The sequence below is a fragment of the Burkholderia sp. Ax-1720 genome, assembly GCF_011753035.1.
In the GTDB taxonomy this organism is placed as follows: domain Bacteria; phylum Pseudomonadota; class Gammaproteobacteria; order Burkholderiales; family Burkholderiaceae; genus Burkholderia; species Burkholderia gladioli.
The window spans coordinates 43209-69076 of record NZ_VWWK01000023.1; the positions used below are offsets into that span (position 1 = coordinate 43209).

The window sequence follows — 25868 nt, forward strand, 5'->3', positions numbered from 1 at the left end:
GATGCGCCGCCTGGATTACTTGCCGCCGACGCTCTCGTTCGAGTAGCTACCCAAGCCCTTCTTTCTCGCTGCATCGGTCGTCGCATTGCCGGCTTCCGCCTGTGCCGCAGTGATATTCGCCTGCGCGCTCTTGCCCGACATTTCCTCGGCCAGACCCGCGGTCTGGGTGCGAACGGTCTTGCCGAAGAAGGCATAGACCCCAATCGACGATACCGCGATCAGCGCGACGATGATGATGTATTCGGTCATGCCCTGACCTAACTGCTTTCGAAGATTCTTGCGATTTTTCATTTTATTTCGACTCCCGAGTTGTAAAAGACAAACCGCAGCCGGAAACGAAAAAGCCAACGCACACGACATCCCGCACCGACATGCGATATGCCGACAACATTGACTTGATGGTTTTCAACCAGGTTGTGAGTCAGCCTTGATAGGGGCGCATACAGCCCCTTGCTGCCGACCGAGGGAAATTTATCAGCCGGTTTTCCGTGCCGCGACTTGACTCGTCAGATTAGAATTTTCCATGTTCAATAGGATATTTCTCTCGATAAAATATCGAAAAAGTTGGCATCCCGATATCGCAAACTCATCTCAAGATTAATTCTTAATCAATAGGCGATTCGTCAGATCGGAAAATAAGAAATTGAGGCTATTTTCCAGATCTTGATCGTCGAGCCTGCCATCCTTCGAACGACGTGCATTCATGACATGGCTGTGGTTCCTCCTGCTGGGCAGCGTATCGGGCATCCTGTCGACGCTCGTGGCCCTTCATCTGCCGGCGGCGATCGAGCGCGACGCCGCCGCCGAGCACGCGCGGTTCGACCCACGCAGGGCACGCCGGAGCTGCGCGTATCGCGGCCGGGCGATCGCCTGCCTGGCTGACGCGGGACACATCGCATTCCTGCTGCCGCGTCTCGTTGCCACCTGCATGATCGCGGCCCTGTGCGCATGCGCGGCATTCGGCCCGACCCTGGCCGGGTGCGCGGCGAGCCTGCTGGGCGCCTGCCTCGCCACGGCGGCCACGATCGACCTCGAGCACCACCTGCTGCCCGACGCGATCACGCTGCCGCTGCTCTGGGCGGGTCTTGCGCTCAACCTCGCCGAGGTATTCGCACCGCTGCCCGATGCGGTGGTCGGCGCGATGGTCGGCTACCTGCTGCCCTGGACGCTCGGCCAACTGTTCCGCATGCTGCGCGGCCTAGAAGGCATGGGATACGGCGATTTCAAGCTGCTCGCGGCGCTCGGCGCATGGCTCGGCTGGGAAGCCGTGCCCTGGATCATCGCCATATCCTCGGTCGCCGGCGCAATCGTCGCCATCGCGCTGATCGCCAGCGGATGCAAAAAGGCAGCCGAGCCCATTCCGTTCGGCCCGTTTATCGCGTTCTCCGCCAGTGCAGTGATTTATTGGCCCTTCGTGTCGCCGCATCTATTGCAATGAAAATTGCAACTCAATGCTTCATTGTTTCAAAAACGCGCGCATACGATTCTCATGACATTCCGCAATATCCGTTCAATCTCGATTCAACTCCGATCTTCCATTTCCCTTGCCGGGTAAGGATTCTCGCCGCCCCTGATCGATCCCGGAGCGACATCGCCTCGTCAATGAACGGCATTCACCCTAAAAAACAGATGAATTCTTCCGTAATCAATATGGCGGCAGCGGGATTCAGGGCTGCGCGTCGCGCCTCCTGTGCCGTGGAGTGCGATTCGCATGCTGCCGTTCACATTTCAATCAAGGCCAAACCCTCATGAAAAAGAGACATCAATTGATGAGCCTGCTGGTCGGCGCGGTAATCCTGCCGATGCAGTCCTATGCTGCGGAAAGCCTCAACGCGGAATCCTATGTTCCCGGTATCACCCACAACGACGGCGCGCCGGTAGCGGGCCGGCTGGGCAAGGTGGCAGGCAAGACCACGCCGATCAAGCCGCAGGGCCTGGCAACCAGCCGCCTGCAGTCGCTGCGCACGCTGCGCGCCGCGGCCGTCACCACCCAGGCCGCCACCGCGGCCACGGTCGCGCCGCCGGTGGCCGGCTGCGCCGATATCCAGGTGGGCGCCGCCTACAACGCGAACACGGCACCGTCGGGCCAGACCGACTGCTTCGAGTTCGTCGCCGCCGACCTGACCAAGACGGTCGCCTACGTGGTGAATCTTCCCGCCAACGAGCAGCACGACGTGCATCTCGTGCAGGTCAACAACGACGGCACCCTGACCTATCTCGACAACGAAACCGGCACCGCGCAGAGCAAGGTCGTCGAGGGCATTCCGCCGGGCCCGGTGCGCCTGCTGCTGCTGGTCGATTCGCAGCAGGGTACCGGCGGCGCCACCTTCCAGTTCCAGGTGACGGGCACCACCGGCTACGACAGCTACGAGCCGAACGATTCGATCAACCGCCCGAGCCAGCTGACCGGCAACCAGTTGATCAGCGCGAACCTCGACACCGTCAGCGACGTCGACTACTACACGGTACAAGTGCCGAGCACGCAGAGCGCCAACCTGATCACCTTCACGGGCACCGGCACGCAAACCGCGCAACTGCTGACCGCGCCGAACACCTGGGCAACCCTGGCGAGCGGCACGACCTACAACGTCAGCTCGTCGGCGGGCGCCACCTTGATGCTGCGCGTCTACAACACGGGCACCTCGGCACCGGCCTCGCAGCCGTATACGCTGCGCGTGTCGGATGGCGCGGGCACGGCCGGCTTCTATCGCTTCCTCGACAGCGAGAACATCACTCACCTCGCGCCGTCGCACGAGAACGTCGCGCGCACCGTCACGCCGGGCGTGATCGCATGGGACCACACCGGCAATGTGCGGTTGCCGGCCGGCGAGCATGTGACGATCCAGGCCTACGACCGCAGCACCACCAACCAGCTGACCCTGCTGACCACCACCTCGGGCTACACGGGCGCGGACGGCAGCCTGTCCCTGCCGCTCAATGTCGGCACCTGCCAGGGCTCCGGTACCTTCACCGGGGATTTCCAGACGCTCTCGACGCCGGCCGATCACTGGCGCATCACCTACAACCCGAACTCGTTCGCGGTGGCTTATACGGATAGCGGCGCGCTCAGCGCCAGCTCCTCGTATTCGTACTTCACGCATATCTGCACCGAAACGTATCTCGGGCGGTATTGACCAGATGACCGCCTGAGCGGTTGAACACAGGAGCCCGGCACTGCCGGGCTTTTTCTTTTGACCGCCGCCACGAGCGCCTCGCCACAGTGTGGGACGTTTCGAGCCATCCATTCACCAAACGGAAGATCACTCGATTCATTGAACACAAATACGAAACGAATCCCGCGCCAGGACCGGGAAAACACGGAGTTCAGGAGCCGTGACAGCGCAGACGTCGCCACGTACCATTGGCTGGACCTTTGATCCGGTCACCAACGAGGGCGGAATTCCGCCGTGACGGACCGAAGGCACCGTGGTCGCATCGACGAATCGTGCTGAATCGCATTCAATAATTCGCATTCCTACCAAATCGCGCCGATGCGGCGTCCTGCGTATTGATGACATGGATGCATCTTTCAGGAGGGGGCAATGAGCGGCATCGAGAATGAAAAACGACGCATGATTCTGAAGTGGGGGGCGGCAGCCACCATGATCCCGATCGCGGGATGCGGCGGCGACGGTAGCGACGGCGGCCCCGGCGCGGTAGCCAACGCCGCCAGCACCCTGGCTTCCACGGCCACGGCCGATACCGCATCGGCACGCGTGCCTGACGGCGCCGCGCTGCGCCTGAGCTACAGCCAGGCAGCCGGCGAATCGAACATCCTGTTCGAAGGCCTGCCGCTCGGCAACGGCCGGCTCGGTGCATTGACCGGCGGCTCGCCCGCGCGCGAGGCGCTGTACCTGAACGAAATCACGCTGTGGTCGGGGCAGAAGGATGCGGTGGATCTCGCCTACACGGCCGCCGGCATGGGCAGCTACCAGATGCTCGGCAAGCTCTATGTCGACCTGCCAGGCCATGCCCAGGCGAGCGGCTACTCGCGCTCGCTGGACATCAGCAACGCCGTGGCGCGCACCCAGTATGTGGCGGGCGGCCATACCTATCGGCGCGAGGTGTTCTGCAGCCACCCCGACAAGGTGCTGGTGATGCGCCTGTCGTCGGATGGCGGCAGCCATGACGGCACGATCTCGCTCGTCGACGGACAAGGCGCGAGCGTCACGGGCTCGAACGGCATCCTGCTCGCGCAGGGCAAGCTCGACGGCGTCGGCGAACGCTACGCGACGCATGTCCTGGCGATGCCGGATTCGGGCACGGTCAAGTACGACGCGAGCAAGGGCGTGCTGACGATGTCGCGCTGCCCCGCCCTCACCCTGATCATCGCGGCACGGACCAACTACTCCGGCATCGAGGCCGAGGGCTATCTCGGCGCGACGGATCCCGCGGCGCTGGCCCGGGCGGACGTTTCCGGCGCGGCCCACCTGCCCTATCGGAACTTGCTGGAGCGCCATCTGAGGGACTACACGGCGCTGTTCGGCCGCTTCTCGCTCGACCTCGGCAAGTCGAGCGACGCGCAGCGCGCCATGACGATCCCCGATCGGCTCAAGGCGCGCACGGCCTCGCCGGACATAGCCGATCCCGAGCTGGAGGCGCTCTATGTCCAGTTCGGCCGCTACCTGACCATCGCCTCATCGCGCGGGCCCTTGCCGGCGAACCTGCAGGGCCTGTGGAGCGTGAACAACAACCCGCCGTGGATGGCCGACTATCACACCGATATCAACGTGCAGATGAACTACTGGCTGGCCGATCGAGCCGGGCTGCCGGAATGCCAGAAGCCGTTCGCCGATTACGTGCTGAGCCAGTTGCCCTCCTGGGAGCGCTCGACGCAGGCCCATTTCAACGACGCCGCCAATAGCAACTACAGCAATTCGAGCGGCAAGGTGGCGGGCTGGACGATCGCGATCTCCACCGGCATCTACGGCGGCATCGGCTGGGACTGGAGCCCGCCCGCCAGCGCCTGGTATTGCCGGACGCTGTGGAACCACTACCAGTACACGCTCGATCGCGACTACCTGCGTGCCATCTACCCGGTGCTGAAATCGGCTTGCGAATTCTGGCAGGCTCGCCTGATCGTGGATCCGGCCAGCGGCCTGCTGGTCGACGATCGCGACTGGTCGCCCGAGCACGGCGATCACCAGGAGCTCGGCATCACCTACGCGCAGGAACTCGTCTGGGACCTGTTCACCAACTACGGCACGGCCAGCGGCACGCTCAATCTCGATACCGATTTCGCGGCGACCATCGCCGGCCTGCGTTCGCGGCTCTACCTGCCGAAGATCAGCCCGACCACCGGCCAGCTCCAGGAATGGATGGAGGACAAGGTGGATACGGGCGATCCGCAGCATCGTCACCTGTCGCCGCTGATCGGCTGGTTCGAGGGCGAGCGCATCGCCTATGACGGCGACCCCGCGCTGGTGGCCGCCGCCAAGGCGCTGCTCACCGCGCGCGGCACCGATTCGTTCGGCTGGGGGCTGGCGTGGCGCATCGCCTGCTGGGCCAAGTTCCGCGATGCCGCCACCTGCTATTCGATGGTGCAGAAGCTGCTGCGCTTCGCGAGCGGCAGCGACAGTACCAACGGCACCTTCACCAACATGTTCGACGCCTATGGCGGCAACATCTTCCAGATCGATGCGAACTTCGGCGGCCCGGCTGCGATCCTCGAGATGCTGGTGCAGAGCAGCATGGATTCGATCGTGCTGCTGCCGGCGCTGCCCCCGCAGTGGAATACCGGCAGCGTGAAGGGCGTTCGCGTGAAGGGCGGCTTCTCGGTCGACCTGGCCTGGAAGGACGGCAAGCTGACGTCGGCCGCGATCACCAGCGTGGGCGGTACCGGCACGACGCTGAAGTATGGGTCGATCAGCAAGCCGATCGTGGTGAGGAAGCTGGGCCGGAGCCGCTTCGATGGCGCGTTGGGCGCGGCTTGAGCAGGATGCCGCGTCATCGCCCGGACTTTCGGGCGGTGACACGGCATTGTCGTCATGCGATCCCGGTTCCCGCTTGCCTATCGGAAAATCAGAAGAAGTGCCGCATGCCGACTCGCGCGATCACTTGGTTGCCGCTCGACGACGGCCCCGCCGTGAACAGGATCCAGGCACGCGCGGTATTGCTGTCGCCGCCGGCATGCTGGTACGCCGCGCTCACATACACATCGCTGCGCTTCGACAAGGCATAGTCGAGCGTGAGGTTCAGCTGGTGCGCGCGGTTGTCCTGCAGCACCGCGTTGCCGGTCATGTACTGGTAAGCAGCATAGAGATGGACGGCGTAGGAGAGCGGAACCGTCCCGCCCACCTCGAACACGTTGATCGTCGCGCCGCTGAAGGTGTTGCGCGTATTGGTATAGAGCAGGTCGGCCCAGCCCCGCATGATCGCGACGCGGCCGCCCACGCCGAAATTGCGGATCCCGTCCGCGCCGCCGTTGATCTGCGCGTATTTGGTCATCGTGTAGGCCGCGTCGATCGAATACGACGGCTGCTCGTAGTCGATCCCGAAGCTGTAGGCATTCTGGTTCGAGAAACCGCCGGCCAGGTTGCTGAAGCCGTACATCGCGCCGAACGTCAGCCCGCCGATCGACGGCGACTGGTATTTCACCGAATTCGAGATCCGCGAGGCGCCGGCCGTGCGATCGAAGTCGAAGTCGCCGCTGAACGGCCCGGGCTTGCCCAGCGCATCGAACGGCCCCTGCCGGAGATTCGTCAGCGACACATACGGCAGCTCCGGCCCGAGCCGCCGCATCGACAGCGACATGAACATGAATTCGTACTGGTTGCCGAGCGTGAGCGTGCCCCAGCGCGCATCGTCGAGGCCGACCCAGGCCTGGCGGCCGAACAGGTCCCCATCGAGCGCGCCGGTGCCGACCTCGAACTGGCCTTCGAGCTGGAACACGGCACGCGTGCCGCCGCCGAGATCCTCGCTGCCCTTCAGGCCGAACAGGTTCGGCACCAGCACGCCGCTGTCCATCACCGCCGTGCGATGACCGCCGTCGTTCGACAGCGCGGTAATGCCCACATCGAGCATGCCGTAGAGCGTGACCGCGCTCTGTGCATGGGCGGTCGTCACGACAGCGGCGCATAGCGCGCCGGCAAGCAAGGCTTTCATCCGGGTCTCCAGGCAGTGGGGCGCGGCGCCTCGATGAGCGTCGCGTGTCGAGGTCGGGCAAATCGCAAGCACGTCGCATCGTCACGACGGCCGGCGCCTTTACATTCGCAGTGCGAAATAAATTGAAAACGAAATCGAAAACGATTCGATACGGGCCTGGTTCACATCCATCGGCGCGTGGCACGGCACCGACCCAATGCGCCATCCGGCATGCCGGCGCCCCGCCATCGAAAGCAAAATGAAACCCGATTCGGGTCAGTTCGCCGAACGACCGACCCAACCGGCAGGCGGAGTATTCGAGGGCCGAAAATCGCGATCTATCCACTCCGCGCAAGCGCCGGCCGAAGCCTGTCCAGTTCTCGCAAGCGCATCGCGGCCCCCATTCCGGGCCTTTTTGACACCGCTCGCGAACGTGTACAGTGGGTACGCACGGCTTCGGGACACGAATGCCGGCGTTCGACCGTGCGCCGTCCCCTGCCGTCCCCTGCAGTCCCCATAACGCATCGAAGACCCGCCATGCCGCCCACTTCCTTGCTGATCGAATCGACGTCGCTGAGGCAATACCGGTATTTCGAGTCGAACGACGTCGACGACACGCGCCAGCGCATCGCCGCCGTGCTGCAGCCGCACCGGCTCACGCCCGGCGCGGCGCGCGGCGGCCAATCCGCCTACATGAACCACGTGCGGATCGACAGCCTGGCGTTCGGCACGATCGGCTATGCGGGGACGATGGGCGTCGATGCCGGCGAGATCGAGGACTATTACCTCGCGATCCTGAGCCTCAACGGTTACGCCGACGTCACCGTCGGCGGCCGGCGCATGATCATCGGGCAGACGCAGGGCATGGTGGTCGGGCCCTCGACTCGCTTCAGCGGCACTTTCTCGGCCGACTGCGAGCAGTTCTTCGTGCGGATCGACAAGCGCGCGATGCTGGCGCATACCGGCTACGATCATCTGCACATCGAGCCGGCACTCGACCTCTCCCGCCCCGAGCTCGCGCCCTGGCTGGCCCAGCTGCGGGTGCTAACCTCCTCTCCCGAGACGATCGCGCTCGCGCAGCGCGACCGGCGCGTCGCGCTCGAATTCGAGCGGCTGCTCGTCACCCTGCTGCTGGCGAGCCAGCCGCATCATTCGCAGGCGCGGCCGGCAACGGCGGCGCTGGTGCCGCGCACCGTCAAGCGCGCGGAAAGCTTCATCGCGGAACATGCCTGCGAGCCGATCACGCTGGCCGACATCGCCGACGCGGCCGAGGTGCCGGTGCGTACCCTGCTCGACGGCTTCCGGCGCTACTCGCACGCGAGCCCGATGCAGCTGGTGCGGGAGGCGCGGCTCGAACGCGCCCGCGAGATGCTGCTGCGCGCCCGCGACACCGAGCGCGTGGCCGACATCGCGCTCGGCTGCGGCTTCGCGAATCTCGGCCGCTTCGCCAGCGCCTATCGCGAGAAATTCGGAGAACCGCCCTCGGACACGCTGCGTCGCGTGCGGCAGCGCAGCAGCTGAGTCCGCCGAAACCTGCGCGCGCCGGACAGGCGCTGCGTTCGGTGGATATCCCCGCCCATTTCCGCGCCATACAGTCGAAGCGTCCGATCTCCACGGAGCCGCTGTATGACCCTGCTCAGGATGCGCGTCGCGCGCATCGATTCCCTGACGCTCACGATCCGCCGCCTGCACCTGGTTGCCGCCGACGGCAGGCCCTTGCCGCCGTTCGAGGCGGGCGCGCATCTCGGCGTGCATGTCCCGCTCGGCGAGCGCAGCCAGCGGCGCGCCTATTCGCTCGTCAACCCGGGCGGCGAGGACGCGCATTACGAAATCGCGGTGCTGCTCGAATCCGCCGGCAGCGGCGGCTCGCGCTGGATGCACGCGCTCGAGGCAGGCCAGCTTCTCGACGCCGACCCGCCGCGTAACGATTTCCGCCTGGCCGCCGATGCGCGCCGCCATCTGCTGATCGCGGGCGGCATCGGCATCACGCCGATCCTCGCGATGGCACGCACGCTCGCTGCCGCCGGGGCGCCCCATGCGCTGCATTACGCGGCGCGCGACGCCGCGGCGATGGCCTATCGCGACGAGGTTGCCGCGTTGGCCCACGCCCGCTGCTGGTTCGACGGCGGCGACCCGCGCCGCGGGCTGCCGCTGGCCGACACGATCGGCACGTTCGAAGCCGGCGCGCATCTCTACGTCTGCGGCCCGGCCGGCCTGGTCGCGGCCGCGCTCGATACCGCACGCCGCCTCGGCTGGCCCGACGACGCACTGCACAGCGAGCTGTTCGCGGCACCGGCCGCGCCCGCCGATGCCGATGCGGCGTTCGAGGTGCACCTGGCCGCCTCGGGCCGCGTGCTGGCCGTCCCGGCCGGCACCAGCGTGCTCGACGCGATGATCGCCGCCGGGCTCGACCCGCTCTACGACTGCCGGCGCGGCGACTGCGGCGTCTGCACCGCCCAGTTGCTCGACGGCGAACCCGAGCATCGCGACATCTGCCTGACCGGCGACGAGCACGCCGAGGGCCGCTTCTGCCCTTGCGTGTCGCGCGCGAAAAGCGCCCGCCTGGTCCTCGACCTGTAACCCTCCCCACCAGAAAGGAAGCAGCATGAGCCTGACCAATGCGAGCCTCGCCGGTCTCGTGCGCCCGGACAGCGTCCACAAGCGCGTCTATACCGATCCGGCGATCTTCGCGCTCGAGATGGAGCGCATCTATGGCCGCGCCTGGATCTACGTCGGCCACGAAAGCCAGGTGAAGACGCCCGGCGACTATCACACCACCCGGATCGGCGACCAGGACGTGGTGATGGTCCGCGCCCAGGACGGCCAGGTGCATGTGGTCTACAACCGCTGCCCGCACAAGGGCGCCAAGCTGGTGGCCGACGGCGACGGCTCGACCGGCAAGTTCTTCCGCTGCCCCTATCACGCCTGGACCTTCAAGCTCGACGGCACGCATCTGTCGGCGCCGCTGCGCAACGGCCTGCAGAACACCTGCTTCGACCCGAAGCACCCGGATTTCTCGATGCGCCGCGTCGCCCGCGTCGACAGCTATCGCGGCTTCGTGTTCGCCAGCCAGGCCGCGGACGGCCCCGACCTGAAGACCTTCCTGAACGGCGTCGCCTCGTCGATCGACAATCTGTGCGATCGCTCGCCGGTGGGCGAGGTCGAGGTCACGGGCGGCGTGTTTCGCGTGCTGCAGCGCTCGAACTGGAAGGTGTTCTACGAGAACCTCCACGACACCATGCATGCGCCGGTCACGCACGAATCCTCGGTGGTTTCCGCCCGCGCCCAGGCCGACGAACTCGGCGCGATGCCGTTCGAGCTGCTGATCGTGGACGGCAACGGCGAACCCTACGAGTTCTGGGAAAAGCTGGAGCTGCGCGCCTACGAATACGGCCATGGCTACATGGAAGGCATCTTCGATCCGGCCGCTGCCGAGCGCGATCCCGTCTCGCACGCGCACTTCACGACCCTGGCCGAGGTGCATGGCGAAACGCGCGCCCGGCAGATCCTCGGCATGAACCGGCACAACACGGTGATCTACGGCAGCGGTTCGCCGCACACGGTTTTCCAGCAGTTCCGCGTGATCCGCCCGATCGCGGTGGACCAGACGCTGGTCGAGATCCAGCTGTTCCGGCTCAAGGGCGCGCCCGATGCCGTGTTCGACCGCGCGCTCAGTTACGCCAACGTGATCAACTCGCCCTCGTCGAACGTGATGCCCGACGACGTGGAGGTCTATGCGCGCTGCCAGCAGGGCAACAACACGCGCGGCGGCGAATGGGTCAGCATGCATCGTTATGCGGGCACCGATCGCGCCGTCGAGGACGGCTACGTCTCGATCAACGGCACCAGCGAACTGCCGATGCGCAACCAGTTCGCCGCCTGGCACCGCTTCATGCTCGACGACAGCGGCCCGGCCGCCGGCCCCACTACGAAGCAGCCGAACGGAGGACAAGCCTGATGCTGCGCGATCCGACTTTCGACCTGTCCACCGAAGCGGTTTACGCGCTCGCCGCCGAGGACATGGCACTGCGCGCGCAGGTGGAGCAATTCCTGTATCGTGAGGCGCGCCTGCTCGACACGCGCGCCTTCGACGCCTGGCTCGAGCTCTGGACGCCCGACGGCATGTACTGGCTGCCGCACGAGCCGGGGCAGGCCAGCCCGCACGACCATATCTCGCTGTTCTGGGAAGATGCGACGCTGCGCGAGGTGCGCGCGCGCCGCGTCAGCAACGCGCGCAACTGGTCGCAACAGCCGCCCACGCGCACCGCGCGGCTGGTCGGCAACGTGATGCTCGACGGGCGCGACGCGCAAGGCCGGCTGGTCGTGCATTCGACGCTGGTGGTCCATGAATGGCGGCTCGGTCAACGCACGCTCGCCGGGCTCGTCACGCACAAGCTCGACACGCGCGAGGACTGGAAGATCTACCTGAAGCGCGTCGACCTGGTGAATTCGACCGACGCGTTCGCGAATCTCGAGGTGTTCGTCTGATGGCCGGCATCGCTCGCTTCGCACGCAGCGCCGTGATCGCGCTGCACTACCAGAACGACGTGCTCGATCCCGAAGGTCGGATCCGCGTCGGCTTCGAGCGCGCCCAGCCGGAGCGCGCCGCCGTGATCGAGGCGGCGCGTGCCTTGCTGGCCGGCGCGCGCTCGCGAGGCTTGCCGCTGATCCATATCCGCATCGCGTTCCGCGAGGATTACGCGGATCTGCTGCGCAATGCGCCGATCTTCGTTCGCACCGCCGAATCCGGCGCGCTGCGCGAGGGTAGCTGGGGCGCGGAATTCCATCCCGCGCTGGGCCCCGATCCCGATCGTCCGCTCGATTACGTGCTCCATCATCGTCGCACCAGCGGCTTCATCGGCACGCCGCTCGAACAGGTCCTCGCCGCGCACGACGTGCGGCACCTGATCGTCGCCGGCGTCGCCACGCATTCGACCGTCGAGATGACGGTGCGGCACGCGGTCGACCTCGGCTATACGGCGACGGTGGCCGCCGATGCCTGCTCCTGCGCGGATCGGCAACAGCACGCGGCCTCGCTCGAATCGATGCGCCTGCTGGCGGCCATCTCGACCGTCGCCGAGCTGTTCGGCGAGGGCGACGCCTCGCCGGAGCCCGGCGCATGACCCTGCCCGCCGCCGCTCCCGCCCGCCTCGCCGGCAAGGTCGCGATCGTCACCGGCGCCGGCCAGGGCATCGGCGCCGACATCGCGCGCGGCCTCGCCGCCGACGGCGCCTCGGTGCTGCTCGCGGGGCTCGGCGCGGCGGCCGGCGAAGCGGTCGCCGCCTCGATCGGCCCGGCCGCGCGCTTCCTCGAAACCGACGTGACCGACGACGCCCAGCTCGACCGCGCGCTGGCGCTGGCCCTCGACACCTTCGGCGGCCTCGACATCGTCGTCAACAACGCCTGCAGCTATGACGACGCCGGGCTCGCCTCGACGCGCGCGCAATGGGCCCGCCTGCTCGACGTCAACCTCGTGTCGGCCGCGATCCTCGCGCAGAAGGCCGCCCCGCTGCTGCGCCGCGACGGCGCGATCGTCAACCTCGGCAGCACCGGCGGCAAGTTCGGCGCGGCCGGCCGCGCGCTCTATCCGGCCTCGAAGGCGGCGCTGCTGCAACTCACGCGCAACCTGGCGGTCGATCTCGCGCCGAGCGGCATCCGCGTCGTCAGCGTATCGCCGGCCTGGACCTGGTCGCCCTCGCTCGAACGCCTGGCGGCCGGCTCGCTGGAGTCGGCCGATCGCGTCGGCGCCGCCCTGCATCCGCTCGGCCGCGTCGGGCGCGGCGAGGAGGTCGCGCGCGCGGTCGCCTTCCTGTGCTCGCGCGAAGCATCCTGGATCACCGGCGTCGATATCCCGGTCGACGGCGGCTTCTCGATGCTCGGCCCCGACCAGGGCCGCTCGCCGCGCGACTGGTTCGAACCACAAACATGACGCGCCAGGCACGCGCGCCTTTCATCCCCATCGTCCCCAAGGAGTTCATCAGCATGTCGAAGCAGATCAGGATCACCGCCGACGGCGCGTCGTTCGACGCCACCGTCGCCCTGCCGGAAGCGGGCCGCGGCCCCGTCGTCGTGCTGCTGCAGGAAATCTTCGGCGTGAACGCCGAGATGCGCGAGGTGGCCGAGCTGTACGCGGCCGAAGGTTACGTGGTGGTCGCGCCGGACCTGTTCCACCAGTTCGCGCCGAACATCGAACTCGGCTATGACGACGCCGGCCACGCCCAGGCCTTCGACTACTACGCGCGCTTCGATGTCGAGCGCGCCGTGCGCGACATCCGCGCGACCGTCGAGCACGCGCGGACCATGCCGGAATCGACCGGCCAGGTCGGCGCGCTCGGCTTCTGCCTGGGCGGCAAGCTGGCCTACCTGGCGGCGGCCGAATGCGGCGTCGATTGCGCGGTCGCCTATTACGGCGTCGGCATCGAGCAGTCGCTGGCGCTGGCATCGCGCATCACCTGCCCGATCACCCTGCATTTCGGCGAAACCGACCCGCTCAATCCGCCCGAGGCGCTGGCGGCGATCCGCGCAACGCTCGGCGGCATGCCGAACGTGAGGCTGCACGTCTATCCCGGCGCGGGCCACGCCTTCAGCCGCGGCGGCCCGACCTTCGTGAAGACCGCCGCGATGCCGGCCCACACGCGCAGCCTCGAGACCTTCCGCAAGACGATGGGCCCCGACTACGATCTCGGCGCGCTAGCGGACCGTCACTTCGAGCTGGAATTCGCCGCGCGCGACCCGGAAGCGACGATGCGCACGATGGTGCCCGAGCCTTACGTGAACCACGTCCCGACCATGACCGGCGGCACCGGTTATCAAGAACTGAAGCGCTTCTACACGCATCACTTCATCCACGACAATCCGGCCGACATGCGCATGACGCCGATCTCGCGCGTGATCGGCGTGGATCGGATGGTCGACGAATTCATCCTCGGCTTCACGCACGATCGCGAGATCGACTGGCTGCTGCCGGGCGTGGCGCCGACCGGCAAGCGCGTCGAGATCCCGATGCTGGTGGTGGTCGCATTCCGCGGCCCGAAGCTCTACAACGAGCACATCTACTGGGACCAGGCCAGCGTGCTCGCGCAGATCGGCCTGCTCGACCCCACCGGGCTGCCCGTCGCGGGCGTGGAAGCGGCGCGCAAGCTGCTCGACGAAACCCTGCCGTCGAATACCTTGATGGCACGCTGGAAGGAAAGCGCGCCGCGCTGAACCGCGAGGCGAACGATCCGCTGCTCGCGCAGCCGCCCGCCACGAATCTGGAAAATGCACATGAACCTCACGCTCGCCCAACCGCGCCGCTACGATGCGCGGGGCATCGCCGTCGATCATTACCCCGCCGCGCTCGACGCGGCCGCCGCGTCCCGGCCCGTCATCCTGGTTCATGGCGGCTGCCAGGCCGCCTGGTGCTGGGCGCTTTACGCCCCGCTGCTCGCGCAGGCGGGCTTCGATGTGCACGCGCTGAACTGGCGCGGCCGCGGCGGCTCGGCGGCGCTCGAGACGGCGGATTTCGTGTCGATGTCGATCGCCGACGTGGTGGACGACATCCGCTGCGTGGCGCTCGGGATCGAGGCCGTGCCGATCCTCGTCGGCCACTCGATGGGCGGGCTCGCCGCCCAGCTTTATGCGGCGCGATATCCCGTGCAGGCCCTGGTGGCACTGACGCCGGTGGTGCCCTCGAACGTCGGTGCCGAGCCCGTCGCGCTGCCCATCGCGGACATGGCCGTGCCCTGGGGACCGCCGCCGCTCGAAGCGACGCGCGAGCTGTTCTTCCAGGGGCTCACCGATGCCGAGTGCCGCCGCTACCAGGCGATGCTGGTGCCGGAATCGCCGCGGCGGGTTCGGGAGGCGACGCAATGGAGCCTGCCGATCGAGGTCGACCAGCTCAGCGCGCCCACGCTGGTGATATCCGGCGCGCTCGACATCCTCACGCCGCCCGCCACCGGCGCGGCGCTTGCCGGGCTGTATGGCTGCGAGCACTGGCTGGAGCCGGCGCATGGCCATAACGTGCTGCTCGGCGAGGGCGCGGCCGGCATCGCCCGGCGGCTGATCGACTGGCTGCAAGGCCGCGCCTGAACCGCTCGCCGATGCCATCGCCAATGCGCTTCCGGATTCGGCCAATGCTTGCGGCAATCGGCTAGCCCGCCGAGCGGGATTGGTCGACGATCGCCGGGATCGCAGCCCCATTCCCTCGTCCCGACAGGAGTCCTCCCATGAACGCCACGCCCCTGGCCGCGCGCGAAGTCCGCGAAGGCATGCTCTTCATCGACGGTCACTGGACCGCCGGTTCCGAACGCGAAGTCCGCCCCGATTTCAATCCCGCCACCGGCGAGCTCTTCGCGCAGGTCCACCAGGCCACGCGCGCCGACGCGATCCGCGCGATCGACGCCGCGCATCGCGCCAGGGACGACTGGGCGAACCTGCTGGTCGGCCGCCGCGCCGAGATCCTGCTGTCCTGCGCCGACGCGCTCGCCGCCATGGCCGACGAGGTGCGCGACGTGCTGATCGAGGAATCGGGCTCGACCTACCCGAAGGCGATGTTCGAGGTGATGAGCGGCATCGACCTGCTGCGCAGCGCGGCCGGCGACGCGCGCCACGTGTTCGGCGAAACCTTGCCGCTCAGCATGCCGGGCCAGCTCGGCATGACGATCCGCCGGCCGCTCGGCGTGATTGCCGGCATCGCGCCCTTCAACGCGCCGTTCTGGCTCGCCATGAAGAAGGTCGTGCTGGCGCTGGCGGCCGGCAATACCTTCGTGCTGAAGCCTTCGGAGGAAACGCCCGTCACCGGCCTGAAGATCGCCGAGCTGTTCGAGCGCGGCGGCCTGCCCGCCGGCGTGCTGAACGTGATCCCCGGCCCGGCCGCCGAGATCGGCGAGGTGCTGCTCTCCGATCCGCGCGTGCGCATGCTGACCTTCACCGGCTCGACGCGCGTCGGGCGCCACCTGGCGGTGGAAGCCGCCAAGCAGATGAAGAAGCTCACGCTGGAGCTGGGCGGCAAGAACCCGCTGATCGTGCTGCGCGATGCCGATCTCGACTACGCGGTGCGCGCCGCCTGCTTCGGCATCTTCTTCCACCAGGGCCAGGTATGCATGGCGAACTCGCGGATCCTGGTGGAGGCGCCGATCTACGATGCCTTCGCGGAGCGCTTCGTCGAGCGGGCGTCGAGCTATGCGGTCGGCGATCCACGCGATCCGGCCACGGTGATCGGCCCGCTGATCCGCGGCTCGCAATGCGGGGTGATCGATGGGCAGATCGAGGACGCGGTGTCGAAAGGCGCGAGGCTGCTGCTCGGCGGCACGCATGAAGGCAATTTCTATCGGCCGACCGTGCTGGCGGACGTGACGGCCGGAATGCGCATCTACGACGAGGAGAGCTTCGGCCCGGTCACCTCGCTGATCCGCGTGGACAGCGCCGAGCACGCGCTGCAGGTCGCCAACGACACCTCGTATGGCCTGTCCTCGGGCGTGATCACCAACGATCTGCAGAAGGCCTTCGACCTCGCGCTGCGGCTGGAGGCGGGCATGGTCCATATCAACGACTGCACCGTGTCGGACGAGGCGCATGTGCCGTTCGGCGGCACCAAGATGAGCGGCGTCGGCCGCGAGGGCGGCCGTTATTCGATGGAGGAGATGACCGAGCTGAAGTGGATCACGATCCAGATGGGGCAGCGGCAGTTTCCGCTGTGAGCGAAGGCGGGTTCGTCGGGGCTGGCTGACGAACCCGCCTTGGCGGCAAGCCCCATCGCGCCTGCTTCCGGCCTCGCCGTTCCCGCCTCGAATCCCCTCGCCCCCTCCGATCCTCCCCTCAATTTCCTTCTTGACGACATATCTTTCGATATATATCTTTCGATACATCTTTAGACATGTACGAAGGAGAACACGATGCGTCGTTCCCATCATCACGGCCGTTTCCGCGACGGCTTCGAAGGCGGCTGGTGGCAAGGCTCGAGCTGCGACCAGGATGCCGAGCGCCACGCGCGCGGCCATGAGCATGGCGATTTCCGCCGTCACGGCCTGGCCAGGTTGTGGGCCATGGCCGGCGGCCGGCGCGGCGGCGGCCGCCACGGTTTCGGCGGCTTTCCGGAAGGCTTCGGCGGCCCGGGCGGCCCCGGCGGCTTTGGCGGCTTTGACGATCCGCGCATGCCGCGTGGCCGCCAGTTCAATTCCGACGACCTGCAACTGATGCTGCTCTCGCTGCTGGCCGCCCAGCCGAGCCACGGCTACGAGCTGATCAAGGCGCTCGACACGCGCTCGCAAGGCTTCTACGTGCCGAGCCCCGGCATGGTCTACCCGGCACTGACCTACCTGGAAGAAGTCGGCTACGTGACCGTCGAGGTCGACGGCAACCGCAAGCGCTACGCGCTCGCCGAAGCCGGCCGCGAGCATCTCGAAGCCCAGCGCGAGCGTGTCGAACTGCTGTTCGCGAAGCTCGAGCACCTCGGCCGCAAGATGGAATTCATGCGCCGCGCCTTCGCGGGCCAGGGCCAGGGCGAAGCCGGCGAGGACACGCCGGAAGGCGGCTGGCTGCCCGAGTACGTCGAGGCACGCCTGGCGCTGAAACACCTGCTGTTCCGCAAGAGCGCGGTCAGCCCGGACGAACAGCGCCGCATCGCCGCGATCCTGCGCCGCACGATGGCCGAGATCGAGGGCAAGCCCGAAGCCGCGCCGAACGCCGCGCCCGACGCCTGAAGCGCGTCCACCCAACCCGGAGAATCGATTGATGCAGAATCCGACCGAACGCGCCGTGACGCGCGTGCGCCATACGCTGAAACGCCGCGAACTGACCGTCAGCCGCATCACGCGCGTGACGCCCCATCTGCTGCGCGTGACGCTAACGGGCGAGGATCTCGACGACTTCGTCAGCGCCTCGTTCGACGATCACGTGAAGGTGTTCTTCCCCGCGCCCGGCGAAACCGAAGCACCCAGGCCGGTACTGGGCCCGAACGGGCTCGAGCTGCCGGAAGGCGCGCCCAGGCCGATCATGCGCGATTTCACGCCGCGCCGTTACGACCGCGAGGCGCGCGAGCTCGACCTCGAGTTCGTGCTGCACCACCCGGGCCCGGCCTCGCAGTGGGCCGAGCAGGCCGCCGTGGGCCAGACGCTGGCGATCGGCGGCCCGCGCGGATCCTTCGTGGTCCCGACCGATTTCGACTGGCACCTGCTGATCGGCGACGATACGGCGCTGCCCGCCATCGCGCGCCGCCTGGGCGAACTGCCGGCCGGCACGCGCGCGGCGGTGGTGGTGGAAGTCGCCGATGCCTCGGCGCACATCGAGTTCGAGTCGCGGGCCGAGGTCTACACGATCTGGCGATATCGCGACGACCCGGCTGCCGCCGGTGCCGAAGCGGGCGCGCAGTTCGTCGAGGCCCTGAGCGAGCTGCCGCTGCCGAATGGCGACGGTTATGTCTGGGCGGCCGGCGAGGCGGCGGCGATGCGCGCGGTGCGCCGGCATCTGTGCGACACGCGCGGCGTCCATAAGTCGCGCATCCGCGCCTCGGCCTACTGGAAACGCGGCGCCGAAGGCGTGCACGAATCACTCGACGATTGAGCGGCGGAAGGCGCCGATCGAAGCGGCGCCGCTCGCTGTCGACGCGGAAAGCTTGTCAATTTTCGATAAGCGAAGCGCTTGCGGGCTTGCGCCCGCGCTTGGCAGTGCCATCGCGCGTGGTATATATCTGACTGAATGGCCTGCGGGGCGCCTGGCGCCCGGCGGGCCATTCGCCGGTCCGGCGGCGGCCAAGCAGCGAATGCCCGCGCGCGACGGCCGGCTCGACCGTCGCGATGCGGCGCAATACGGTCGCGACGATGCGGGAGACCACGCGCGGTCCGTCCCATGGACACGCGCTCATCGTTTCAGCGCACGACCATGAACGCCGACCACAATACGCATGCCACGCTCGCCCGATCGCTCCGGATCATCGCCTACTGCACGCTCGCGGCCATCGCGGTCGCGCTGTTCGTCGCGATGTGCGCGATCCTGCGCGACAGCGCGATCGACCGCGAAGTGTCGCAGCGCGGCGCCACCGATACGCTCGAACTGCATGGCGGCACGGGCGCCTCGCCCGACGTCGCGCCCGATGCCACGGCCGGCAAGTCTCCTGGCTGATAATCGATCGCGTCGCGCGGCCTAGCGGCCGCGCAGATTCCCCAATACCACCATCCTCAACGTCTCGCCGATGCGTTCGAGGCGTGCCACCAGCATGCCGCCGTAGCAGCGCACCAGCAGCGCGCCGGCGGTGCCCGTGAACACCCCGCCGAGCATGTCGAGCGGCCAGTGCACGCCCGCGTAGACACGTCCCCAGGCCACCAGCAGCGCGTCGATCGCCATCGCGATGCCGAGCGCGCGCGTGCTGCGCGACAGCCACAGCGCGCTCGCCACGCTCCAGACAAAGGTCATGTGATTGCTCGGGAACGAGCCGTCCGCCGCATGCGGGATCAGCTGCGTGCCGAGGCCGATCGCGAACGGCCGCGGCGAATACCACACGCTGGAGATGAGTTGCGCGAGCAGCAGCGCGACGCAGGCGGCGAGACCTGCCGCGATGGCCTGCCGGCGCACCGGCCGCGTGCCGGCGAACCAGACCGCCAGCAGCAGCGCCGGCACGATGAATACCAACCAGACGGCGGCGAATATCGCCAGATTGGCAACCGCGGGTTGGGGATGGGAGCCGGCATTGAGCGCCGCGAACGCGGCGAGATTGAGATTGAGCATCGGGGACGAGCGGGACGAGACGCGATCGGCGGGGATCGCGCAGCGCCGACATTACGAAGGATTGACGTCGGGACCGCCAATGAAAGCGGATTGAAACGCCTTGCTGCGGCGCGGCACTTTGATGGTGGTGCGGCGCAAAAGTTCAATGCCGGTATCGATGCGATCTTCGATGCAAGCCGCGGCGCGATCCCGTATCCTCTCACCCTGAATCCCGAAAACACTCACCCAGGATGCTCACACGAGCGTCATCGGAGCGCGGGAAGATGCGGATTCGCCGCCATCATTAGGCCGATTTCGCGCATCGATTTCACGATTTCTGAAGTTCAGGCTACGAATTAAGCAATAAACTCTTCCGCTTGCGGCAGCGCACAATCGATCTGCAACAGCATTAGGATATCGGCACTCTTCCCTCAGCAGCGATCAACAAGGAGTCCGCATGAACCCGAGTCAAGTCCTGTCGAATGCGTTCGCGATGCCGCTCACGAGTCCCGCGTTTCCGATGGGACCGTACCGCTTCATCAATCGTGAGTTCCTGATCATCACGTACCGCACCGACATGGACCGCTTGCGCGAGATCGTGCCGGAGCCGCTGAAGGTCACCCAGCCGCTGGTCCACTACGAGTTCATCCGCATGCCGGACTCCACCGGCTTCGGCGACTACACGGAAAGCGGGCAGGTGATTCCGGTCGAGTTCGAAGGCCAGCCGGGCGGCTACACGCTCGCCATGTACCTCAACGACCACCCGCCGATCGCCGGCGGCCGCGAGCTGTGGGGCTTCCCGAAGAAGCTCGCGCAGCCGACGCTCGAAACGCATACCGACACGCTGCTGGGCACGCTCGACTACGGCCCGGTGCGCGTGGCCACCGGCACCATGGGCTACAAGCACAAGGACCTCGACCTGGTCGAGCAGCAGCAGCGCCTGGCCGGCGCGAACTACCTGCTGAAGATCATTCCGCACGTCGACGGCAGCCCGCGCATCTGCGAGCTGGTGCGCTACTACCTGCAGGACATCAAGATGAAGGGCGCCTGGACTGGCCCGGCCTCGCTGCACTTGGCGCCGCACGCGCTGGCGCCGGTGGCCGACCTGCCGGTGCTCGAGATCGTCGAGGCACGCCACCTGATGGCCGACCTCACGCTCGGCCTCGGCGAAGTCGTCTACGATTACCTCGCGAAGTAAGACCTCGCCTCACCTGAACGCATCCACCAACACGGGAAATCGATCATGAGCAATCTGACTGGCAAGACCGCTGTCGTCACCGGCGCCGCGAGCGGCATCGGCAAGGAAATCGCGCTGGAACTGGCCAAGGCGGGTGCCGCCGTGGCGATCGCCGACCTGAACCAGGACGGCGCGAACGCCGTGGCCGAGCAGATCAAGGCGGCCGGCGGCAAGGCGATCGGCGTGGCGATGGACGTCACCAACGAGGACGCCGTCAATGCCGGCATCGACAAGGTCGCCGCCGAGTTCGGCTCGGTCGACATCCTGGTCTCGAACGCGGGCATCCAGATCGTCAATCCGATCGAGAACTACTCGTTCTCGGACTGGAAGAAGATGCAGGCGATCCACGTCGACGGCGCCTTCCTGACCACCAAGGCCGCGCTCAAGCACATGTACAAGGACGATCGCGGCGGCGTGGTGATCTACATGGGTTCGGTGCACTCGCACGAGGCCTCGCCGCTGAAGTCGGCCTACGTGACGGCCAAGCACGGCCTGCTGGGTTTGGCGCGCGTGCTGGCCAAGGAAGGCGCGAAGCACAACGTGCGCTCGCATGTGGTGTGCCCGGGCTTCGTGCGCACGCCGCTGGTCGACAAGCAGATCCCCGAGCAGGCCAAGGAGCTCGGCATCAGCGAGGAGGAAGTGATCAAGCACGTGATGCTGGGCAACACCGTCGACGGCGTGTTCACCACGGTGGAAGACGTCGCCAAGACGGTGCTGTTCCTGTCGGCCTTCCCGAGCGCCGCGCTCACGGGCCAGTCCTTCATCGTCAGCCACGGCTGGTTCATGCAATGAAGCCGCACGCCCGTACCGAGAAACAGGCGAGCGACCCCGACCTGCAAGCCGAGGCCGGCGCGCCGGCCGCGCGCGGGCTGCCGTACGAAACGATCGCGCTCGTGCTGCAAGGTGGCGGCGCGCTCGGCTCGTATCAGGCGGGCGTGTTCGAAGGGCTGCACGAGGCCGGCGTTCCGCTGAACTGGATCGCCGGCATCTCGATCGGCGCGCTGAACACCGCGCTGATCGCCGGCAATGCGCCCGAGCATCGCGTCGAGCGGCTGCGCGAATTCTGGAACACGATCTGCCAGCCCGCGTTCTTCCCGGCGCTGCCGACCGCGATCGAGTTCGCGCTGTTCAACAGCATCGAATCGGTGCGCCAGGCCTTCACCGCCTCGCAGGCGGCCAGCGCGATCCTGCAGGGGCAGCGCGGCTTCTTCGTGCCGCGCTTCCCGCCGCCGCTGCCCGGCGTGCGCGAGGAAACCGAGCGTGTCAGCTATTACGACACCTCGCCGCTGCGCAAGACGCTGCTCGAGTTCTGCGATTTCGATCGCATCAACTCGGGCGAGATCCGCGTGTCCGTCGGCGCGGTGAACGTCGCCACCGGCAACTTCACCTACTTCGACAACACCAAGATCACGCTGCGCCCCGAGCACTTCATGGCCTCGGGCGCGCTGCCGCCCGCCTTCCCGCCCGTCGAGATCGACGGCCAGTTCTACTGGGATGGCGGCGTGGTGTCGAACACGCCGCTGATGGAAGTGCTGCGCGCCTCGCCGCGCCGCGACACGCTCGCGTTCCAGGTCGATCTCTGGAATGCGCGCGGGCCGCTGCCGGCCACGCTGGCCGATGTCTCGGAGCGAACCAAGGACGTGCAGTATTCGAGCCGGACGCGTTTCGTGACCGACACGCTGCAGCGCGAGCAGCGCTTCCGCAACGTGCTGCGCCGCGTGCTGGAGCTGGTGCCCGAGGACGTCCGCAACAACGATCCCTGGTGCCAGCAGGCCGGCGTGCTGTCGACCGGCAAGCGCTACAACGTCCAGCACCTGATCTACCAGCAGAAGTCCTACGAGCACGACTACAAGGACTACCAGTTCGGCCTCTCGACGATGCGAGACCACTGGTCGGCCGGGCTCGCCGACATCCGCAACACGCTGGCGGTCAAGGACGCGCTCGCGCTGCCGACCAACGACTCCGGCTTCGTCACGCACGACATCCACCGGCCGCGGTGATGCCGTCCTCGCGCGGCCGGTGCCGTTCCGGCCGGTCGCGCGATGTCTTTCCTCCCTCCCGATCCCCGCTCCCTCATGCCGATCCTGATCGTCCTGTTCGTGCTCGCCGCGCTCGTCTGGGGCGCGATTGCCGCGTTCCATGCCCTTGCCGCGCAGTTCGGCACGGGCGTCGCGATCGCCGCCGCCGTGGTGGCGGCCGCGTTACTAGCGTTCGCCGTCTCGGCGTGGCTGCGCAGCCGACGCGAGATCGCGCCGAATACCAGGGAAGGCGGCTGGACGCATGTGATGCGGCAGGGAACGGCTTCGCTGCAACTGTCGTCGACGCAGGGGCTGCTGTGGATGTCGCTGGATGGCGTGGAAGGGCGTTATACGCTGACCGATATCATCGATTGCCAGGCGCGGCAGGCCGGCGGGCAATGGTGCCTGGTCGTGACGGTGCGCGACGCGCGGCAACCCGAATGGCAATTGCCGATGGCCAGCCAGCGCGAGGCGCGGCGCTGGGCGCGCGTGGTGACGCTGGCGCGGGCGGGAAGCTTGTGAGCTTGGGCGGCGCGCCGCAAGCTCAAGCCGAGCGCCCATAGAGATCGCCCAGCCATTGTCGGCAGATCGCCTGCACCTCGCGCGGCACCAGCAGACGATCGACGGGAATGCGCGCCGCCGCGCGAAGCTCGTCGGTCACTTCGCCAAACAAAGCCTCGATTCCCTCGACGATCTCGGCTCGTTCGCGTGCTGAAACATGGTGGGCGACGTCGTCTCGCCAAAGCACCGCGAGCCGGCTTGCACGATCGGCAAACAGCACGATGGCATCGTGAATGTAAAGGATGTCCTGGGCGAGCTTGCGCTGCCGCCGCCGCTCGTCGCGGATCAGGATTTTCTGCGCGATGAAGCTCACGGGATTCGGAATGCGCAAGCCATGGAGCGGAACCGGGAGCCCGGCCGTGCCGGCCGCGATGGATACCCGCCACGGCAAGGCCATCAGCAGGCTGAAACGGCGCAACTTCTGCGCGCTGATGCCGGAAGCATCGAGGGTGACGCTGGGCGCACCCTGGCGGGTGCGGCCGCTCCCCGACAGGGTGGTGAGGAATTCGGCGTAGAAGCCGTGCCGCTCGTCGCCCAGGGTGTATTTCGCGACCGGCGGCCGATACTCGCCGCATAGCTGTTCTCGAAATCCCGCCGCGAGCAGCGCGTCTTTCATGCTGCCCTGGAACCGGGTGTGTTCGTCGAAGGCGATATCGGCGTCGAGCGTCGCGATCGGCCTGAACCGAGGGTCGGCCGTCGCGAGCGGATGCAGGCGATAAAGCCGATGCGCCCATCCGCCGACATAGACGATCTGGTCGCGCCAGGGTGCAAGCGCCGCGGCCAGCCGGGCAAAGGGTTCGAGGTCGTTCACGAGGTATCTCCGACGAGGTCGCGAAGTACCGTATTCTCGATGTGAAGCGACTGCTCCGTCCCGCGCGAAGGATGCGACACAGTGTCGAGCCAGACCTGGATCACATCGGCGACGACCAGGCCCTGCCGGCGCACGCTGCCTCGCAACAGCGAATTGGGCGCCGAGGCCTGCTTGAGTATCACGAGGCGCTCGGCATCCGCCGATGCAGGCGCCAGCCCGGGCCAGTTTGCCGCCTGCTCGAGATCACGCACGTAAAGATAGGGCGGAACGCCGTGGACATGCCCGACGCCGAGCGCGTCGGCGGCCCCGAACAAGCCTACGCAGCCCTCGTGCTCGCCCAGCCAGCCGGCGATGCGCGCACGCGGATCGCCCGGCATCACGAAACGCATGCGGGCCTCGGGCGTGGTGGATCGGTAATAGGATTTCCAGCGCTCGGCCAGCTCGCGGCGCCTGACGACGCGCAGCTCGCCGCTCTCGTCGAGGAAACCCTGCTCGTGCATCGCGGCGACGAAGCGCGATGCCGTCATCACCGAGACGTCGGCCGCTTTCGCCAGCTCGCTGATCGTGCGATAGCCGGCTCGCGGCGCCGTCAGCATCGCGGCGGGCACCTGGGGGGCGAACAGCACCTTGAGCAGCCACTGGTTCAAGTCGGAAAACAGGTTGGCGCCCCCGCGAATTCGCGCGCTGGCCAGCCGCCGCGGCGTCGATATGGGCTGGTCCGTCGACATCGGCTCCAGGCCCGCGCCGCGAAAATACCGCGTGCCGCCCGGCGAGGCGACGCCAACCGCCACGTCGGCCGCGTAATTCGCGCAGAACTCGCCGATCCGGCGCAGCAGGGCACCCTGCAGTTCGCGCACCCAGATCAGCGCGAGCGGACGCGCGCGGCCATGCTCGCGCGCATAGGCCTGGGCCTGCAGGATCGCTTGCGCGAGCAAGGCGATGACGCGATCCGCGCGGCTTTCGGAGGCAGCCTTGACGTCAGCGACATACGACACCTTGCCCTTCCTGAGCAGCAGGTCGGGCTGGTAGCGCAAAGCCTGCGCGGGTGCCGCCACGACCTCCCAGCCCGCCGCGCGAAACAGCGCGGCGAAGGCGTGATCGGTGGATTGCTCGGATTCGATAATCATCATGCCCCCTTTTTAACACGGCCATGTTATTTACCATGGCCGTGTTAGTTAACGTGGCCATGGTAAATCAGGGAATCCCGTCAGGACAAATTCGGTGCCCATGCGTTTGCGACCGGGCAAGATTCGCTGCATCGGCCAGGCTCGAAAGCGACATGGCCGGCACCAAGGTGCCGGCCATGCGTGACGCCGTTCGCCGACTGAATGCCGGCGGCACGAATATCGAGGCTTACTGCGCGCCGAGCTTCTTGATCAGCACATCGAGCTCGGCCAGTTCGGCTTCGTTCAGGTCCGTCAGCGGGGCGCGCACCGGGCCCGCGTCGTGGCCGACCAGCTTGGCGCCGGCCTTCACG

General features: G+C 67.2%; 27 protein-coding genes and 1 pseudogene. 21 read left to right on the forward strand and 7 right to left on the reverse strand.

Going from position 1 to position 25868, the window contains the following annotated elements; all coding sequences use genetic code 11:
• Positions 1-15 precede the first annotated feature (15 nt).
• Positions 16-291 carry a pilus assembly protein gene (locus F3J18_RS10270; RefSeq protein WP_166912747.1) on the reverse strand — a complete coding sequence of 92 codons (276 nt, stop codon included), beginning with the start codon at positions 289-291 and terminating at the stop codon, positions 16-18.
• A gap of 412 nt (positions 292-703) precedes the next feature.
• Between F3J18_RS10270 and F3J18_RS10275 the strand changes: the two genes are divergently transcribed.
• From F3J18_RS10275 to F3J18_RS10290, 4 genes are all read left to right on the forward strand, one after another.
• Positions 704-1438 (forward strand): A24 family peptidase, encoded by a 735-nt coding sequence (locus F3J18_RS10275; protein WP_166912748.1) that lies wholly within the window; start codon positions 704-706, stop codon positions 1436-1438.
• Positions 1435-1752, forward strand: coding sequence for a hypothetical protein (locus tag F3J18_RS10280; protein WP_166912749.1), 318 nt, complete (start codon positions 1435-1437; stop codon positions 1750-1752). The genes F3J18_RS10275 and F3J18_RS10280 overlap by 4 nt, the downstream gene beginning before the upstream one ends.
• Entirely contained in the window at positions 1749-3134 is a 1386-nt protein-coding gene (locus F3J18_RS10285) for a hypothetical protein (protein WP_025099748.1), read from the forward strand. Before F3J18_RS10280 ends, F3J18_RS10285 begins: the two co-directional genes overlap by 4 nt.
• 408 nt (positions 3135-3542) lie before the next feature.
• Positions 3543-5933, forward strand: coding sequence for a glycoside hydrolase family 95 protein (locus F3J18_RS10290; RefSeq protein ID WP_166912750.1), 2391 nt, complete (start codon positions 3543-3545; stop codon positions 5931-5933).
• Positions 5934-6021: 88 nt separating this feature from the next.
• Here F3J18_RS10290 and F3J18_RS10295 read toward each other — a convergent pair whose 3' ends face one another.
• Positions 6022-7104, reverse strand: coding sequence for a porin (locus tag F3J18_RS10295; protein WP_166912751.1), 1083 nt, complete (start codon positions 7102-7104; stop codon positions 6022-6024).
• A 516-nt stretch (positions 7105-7620) separates the two neighbouring features.
• On the opposite strand from F3J18_RS10295, the gene andR reads away from it, so the two are divergent.
• From andR to F3J18_RS10350, 11 genes are all read left to right on the forward strand, one after another.
• The gene (gene andR / locus F3J18_RS10300) at positions 7621-8604 is read left to right on the forward strand and encodes an anthranilate 1,2-dioxygenase regulatory protein AndR (RefSeq protein ID WP_025099751.1); all 984 of its coding nucleotides are present in this window, start codon (positions 7621-7623) and stop codon (positions 8602-8604) included.
• Positions 8605-8709: 105 nt separating this feature from the next.
• A complete protein-coding gene (locus F3J18_RS10305) occupies positions 8710-9663 on the forward strand; it encodes a PDR/VanB family oxidoreductase (RefSeq protein ID WP_166912752.1) in 954 nt (317 codons plus the stop codon).
• A 25-nt stretch (positions 9664-9688) separates the two neighbouring features.
• The gene (locus tag F3J18_RS10310) at positions 9689-11041 is read left to right on the forward strand and encodes an aromatic ring-hydroxylating dioxygenase subunit alpha (RefSeq protein ID WP_166912753.1); all 1353 of its coding nucleotides are present in this window, start codon (positions 9689-9691) and stop codon (positions 11039-11041) included.
• Complete coding sequence (locus tag F3J18_RS10315) at positions 11041-11571, forward strand: aromatic-ring-hydroxylating dioxygenase subunit beta (RefSeq protein WP_166912754.1); 531 nt, start codon at positions 11041-11043, stop codon at positions 11569-11571. Before F3J18_RS10310 ends, F3J18_RS10315 begins: the two co-directional genes overlap by 1 nt.
• Positions 11571-12206 carry a cysteine hydrolase gene (locus F3J18_RS10320; RefSeq protein WP_166912755.1) on the forward strand — a complete coding sequence of 212 codons (636 nt, stop codon included), beginning with the start codon at positions 11571-11573 and terminating at the stop codon, positions 12204-12206. Before F3J18_RS10315 ends, F3J18_RS10320 begins: the two co-directional genes overlap by 1 nt.
• Positions 12203-13012 (forward strand): glucose 1-dehydrogenase, encoded by an 810-nt coding sequence (locus tag F3J18_RS10325; protein WP_025099756.1) that lies wholly within the window; start codon positions 12203-12205, stop codon positions 13010-13012. The genes F3J18_RS10320 and F3J18_RS10325 overlap by 4 nt, the downstream gene beginning before the upstream one ends.
• A 53-nt stretch (positions 13013-13065) precedes the next feature.
• Complete coding sequence (locus F3J18_RS10330) at positions 13066-14289, forward strand: dienelactone hydrolase family protein (protein WP_166912756.1); 1224 nt, start codon at positions 13066-13068, stop codon at positions 14287-14289.
• Positions 14290-14349: 60 nt separating this feature from the next.
• On the forward strand, positions 14350-15153 hold the full coding sequence (locus tag F3J18_RS10335; protein WP_166912757.1) for an alpha/beta hydrolase: 804 nt from the start codon (positions 14350-14352) through the stop codon (positions 15151-15153).
• Positions 15154-15290: 137 nt separating this feature from the next.
• Positions 15291-16763: an aldehyde dehydrogenase family protein gene (locus F3J18_RS10340; RefSeq protein ID WP_166912758.1), complete on the forward strand. Its 1473-nt coding sequence runs from the start codon at positions 15291-15293 to the stop codon at positions 16761-16763.
• A gap of 345 nt (positions 16764-17108) precedes the next feature.
• Positions 17109-17765 carry a PadR family transcriptional regulator gene (locus tag F3J18_RS10345; RefSeq protein ID WP_166912768.1) on the forward strand — a complete coding sequence of 219 codons (657 nt, stop codon included), beginning with the start codon at positions 17109-17111 and terminating at the stop codon, positions 17763-17765.
• 31 nt (positions 17766-17796) lie between these two features.
• Positions 17797-18624, forward strand: a complete 828-nt coding sequence (locus F3J18_RS10350) for a siderophore-interacting protein (RefSeq protein WP_166912759.1) — start codon at positions 17797-17799, stop codon at positions 18622-18624.
• Between the two features lie 55 nt (positions 18625-18679).
• On the opposite strand, the gene F3J18_RS10355 is transcribed toward F3J18_RS10350, so the two are convergent.
• Positions 18680-18895, reverse strand: a complete 216-nt coding sequence (locus tag F3J18_RS10355; RefSeq protein ID WP_166912760.1) for a hypothetical protein — start codon at positions 18893-18895, stop codon at positions 18680-18682.
• 47 nt (positions 18896-18942) lie between these two features.
• Between F3J18_RS10355 and F3J18_RS10360 the strand changes: the two genes are divergently transcribed.
• Positions 18943-19182 (forward strand): hypothetical protein, encoded by a 240-nt coding sequence (locus F3J18_RS10360; RefSeq protein ID WP_166912761.1) that lies wholly within the window; start codon positions 18943-18945, stop codon positions 19180-19182.
• A 21-nt stretch (positions 19183-19203) separates the two neighbouring features.
• Here F3J18_RS10360 and F3J18_RS10365 read toward each other — a convergent pair whose 3' ends face one another.
• Complete coding sequence (locus F3J18_RS10365) at positions 19204-19785, reverse strand: undecaprenyl-diphosphatase (protein WP_166912762.1); 582 nt, start codon at positions 19783-19785, stop codon at positions 19204-19206.
• 90 nt (positions 19786-19875) lie between these two features.
• Here F3J18_RS10365 and F3J18_RS10370 point away from each other — a divergent pair, with 90 nt between their 5' ends.
• From F3J18_RS10370 to F3J18_RS10390, 5 genes are all read left to right on the forward strand, one after another.
• Complete coding sequence (locus F3J18_RS10370) at positions 19876-20124, forward strand: hypothetical protein (RefSeq protein WP_166912763.1); 249 nt, start codon at positions 19876-19878, stop codon at positions 20122-20124.
• 97 nt (positions 20125-20221) lie between these two features.
• A complete protein-coding gene (locus F3J18_RS10375; RefSeq protein WP_025099770.1) occupies positions 20222-20962 on the forward strand; it encodes an acetoacetate decarboxylase in 741 nt (246 codons plus the stop codon).
• 45 nt (positions 20963-21007) lie between these two features.
• The gene (locus F3J18_RS10380; RefSeq protein ID WP_046581158.1) at positions 21008-21793 is read left to right on the forward strand and encodes a 3-hydroxybutyrate dehydrogenase; all 786 of its coding nucleotides are present in this window, start codon (positions 21008-21010) and stop codon (positions 21791-21793) included.
• Entirely contained in the window at positions 21790-23001 is a 1212-nt protein-coding gene (locus tag F3J18_RS10385; RefSeq protein WP_025100792.1) for a patatin-like phospholipase family protein, read from the forward strand. Before F3J18_RS10380 ends, F3J18_RS10385 begins: the two co-directional genes overlap by 4 nt.
• A 75-nt stretch (positions 23002-23076) precedes the next feature.
• Complete coding sequence (locus tag F3J18_RS10390; protein WP_166912764.1) at positions 23077-23541, forward strand: hypothetical protein; 465 nt, start codon at positions 23077-23079, stop codon at positions 23539-23541.
• Between the two features lie 22 nt (positions 23542-23563).
• Here the strand turns inward: F3J18_RS10390 and F3J18_RS10395 are convergent, their stop codons facing one another.
• From F3J18_RS10395 to F3J18_RS10405, 3 genes and pseudogenes are all read right to left on the reverse strand, one after another.
• Positions 23564-24391: a GSU2403 family nucleotidyltransferase fold protein gene (locus F3J18_RS10395; RefSeq protein WP_166912765.1), complete on the reverse strand. Its 828-nt coding sequence runs from the start codon at positions 24389-24391 to the stop codon at positions 23564-23566.
• The gene (locus F3J18_RS10400) at positions 24388-25521 is read right to left on the reverse strand and encodes an RpiR family transcriptional regulator (RefSeq protein WP_166912766.1); all 1134 of its coding nucleotides are present in this window, start codon (positions 25519-25521) and stop codon (positions 24388-24390) included. The genes F3J18_RS10395 and F3J18_RS10400 overlap by 4 nt, the downstream gene beginning before the upstream one ends.
• 223 nt (positions 25522-25744) lie before the next feature.
• Positions 25745-25868: pseudogene (locus F3J18_RS10405) on the reverse strand (5-dehydro-4-deoxyglucarate dehydratase); the annotation flags it as partial.

Excerpts from the sequence above, each read along its gene's own strand:
- F3J18_RS10270 (WP_166912747.1), bottom strand. The coding sequence starts at position 291 with ATGAAAAATCGCAAGAATCTTCGAAAGCAGTTAGGTCAGGGCATGACC.
- F3J18_RS10275 (WP_166912748.1), top strand. The coding sequence starts at position 704 with ATGACATGGCTGTGGTTCCTCCTGCTGGGCAGCGTATCGGGCATCCTG.
- F3J18_RS10280 (WP_166912749.1), top strand. The coding sequence starts at position 1,435 with ATGAAAATTGCAACTCAATGCTTCATTGTTTCAAAAACGCGCGCATAC.
- F3J18_RS10285 (WP_025099748.1), top strand. The coding sequence starts at position 1,749 with ATGAAAAAGAGACATCAATTGATGAGCCTGCTGGTCGGCGCGGTAATC.
- F3J18_RS10290 (WP_166912750.1), top strand. The coding sequence starts at position 3,543 with ATGAGCGGCATCGAGAATGAAAAACGACGCATGATTCTGAAGTGGGGG.
- F3J18_RS10295 (WP_166912751.1), bottom strand. The coding sequence starts at position 7,104 with ATGAAAGCCTTGCTTGCCGGCGCGCTATGCGCCGCTGTCGTGACGACC.
- andR (WP_025099751.1), top strand. The coding sequence starts at position 7,621 with ATGCCGCCCACTTCCTTGCTGATCGAATCGACGTCGCTGAGGCAATAC.
- F3J18_RS10305 (WP_166912752.1), top strand. The coding sequence starts at position 8,710 with ATGACCCTGCTCAGGATGCGCGTCGCGCGCATCGATTCCCTGACGCTC.
- F3J18_RS10310 (WP_166912753.1), top strand. The coding sequence starts at position 9,689 with ATGAGCCTGACCAATGCGAGCCTCGCCGGTCTCGTGCGCCCGGACAGC.
- F3J18_RS10315 (WP_166912754.1), top strand. The coding sequence starts at position 11,041 with ATGCTGCGCGATCCGACTTTCGACCTGTCCACCGAAGCGGTTTACGCG.
- F3J18_RS10320 (WP_166912755.1), top strand. The coding sequence starts at position 11,571 with ATGGCCGGCATCGCTCGCTTCGCACGCAGCGCCGTGATCGCGCTGCAC.
- F3J18_RS10325 (WP_025099756.1), top strand. The coding sequence starts at position 12,203 with ATGACCCTGCCCGCCGCCGCTCCCGCCCGCCTCGCCGGCAAGGTCGCG.
- F3J18_RS10330 (WP_166912756.1), top strand. The coding sequence starts at position 13,066 with ATGTCGAAGCAGATCAGGATCACCGCCGACGGCGCGTCGTTCGACGCC.
- F3J18_RS10335 (WP_166912757.1), top strand. The coding sequence starts at position 14,350 with ATGAACCTCACGCTCGCCCAACCGCGCCGCTACGATGCGCGGGGCATC.
- F3J18_RS10340 (WP_166912758.1), top strand. The coding sequence starts at position 15,291 with ATGAACGCCACGCCCCTGGCCGCGCGCGAAGTCCGCGAAGGCATGCTC.
- F3J18_RS10345 (WP_166912768.1), top strand. The coding sequence starts at position 17,109 with ATGGCCGGCGGCCGGCGCGGCGGCGGCCGCCACGGTTTCGGCGGCTTT.
- F3J18_RS10350 (WP_166912759.1), top strand. The coding sequence starts at position 17,797 with ATGCAGAATCCGACCGAACGCGCCGTGACGCGCGTGCGCCATACGCTG.
- F3J18_RS10360 (WP_166912761.1), top strand. The coding sequence starts at position 18,943 with ATGAACGCCGACCACAATACGCATGCCACGCTCGCCCGATCGCTCCGG.
- F3J18_RS10365 (WP_166912762.1), bottom strand. The coding sequence starts at position 19,785 with ATGCTCAATCTCAATCTCGCCGCGTTCGCGGCGCTCAATGCCGGCTCC.
- F3J18_RS10375 (WP_025099770.1), top strand. The coding sequence starts at position 20,222 with ATGAACCCGAGTCAAGTCCTGTCGAATGCGTTCGCGATGCCGCTCACG.
- F3J18_RS10380 (WP_046581158.1), top strand. The coding sequence starts at position 21,008 with ATGAGCAATCTGACTGGCAAGACCGCTGTCGTCACCGGCGCCGCGAGC.
- F3J18_RS10385 (WP_025100792.1), top strand. The coding sequence starts at position 21,790 with ATGAAGCCGCACGCCCGTACCGAGAAACAGGCGAGCGACCCCGACCTG.
- F3J18_RS10390 (WP_166912764.1), top strand. The coding sequence starts at position 23,077 with ATGCCGATCCTGATCGTCCTGTTCGTGCTCGCCGCGCTCGTCTGGGGC.
- F3J18_RS10400 (WP_166912766.1), bottom strand. The coding sequence starts at position 25,521 with ATGATGATTATCGAATCCGAGCAATCCACCGATCACGCCTTCGCCGCG.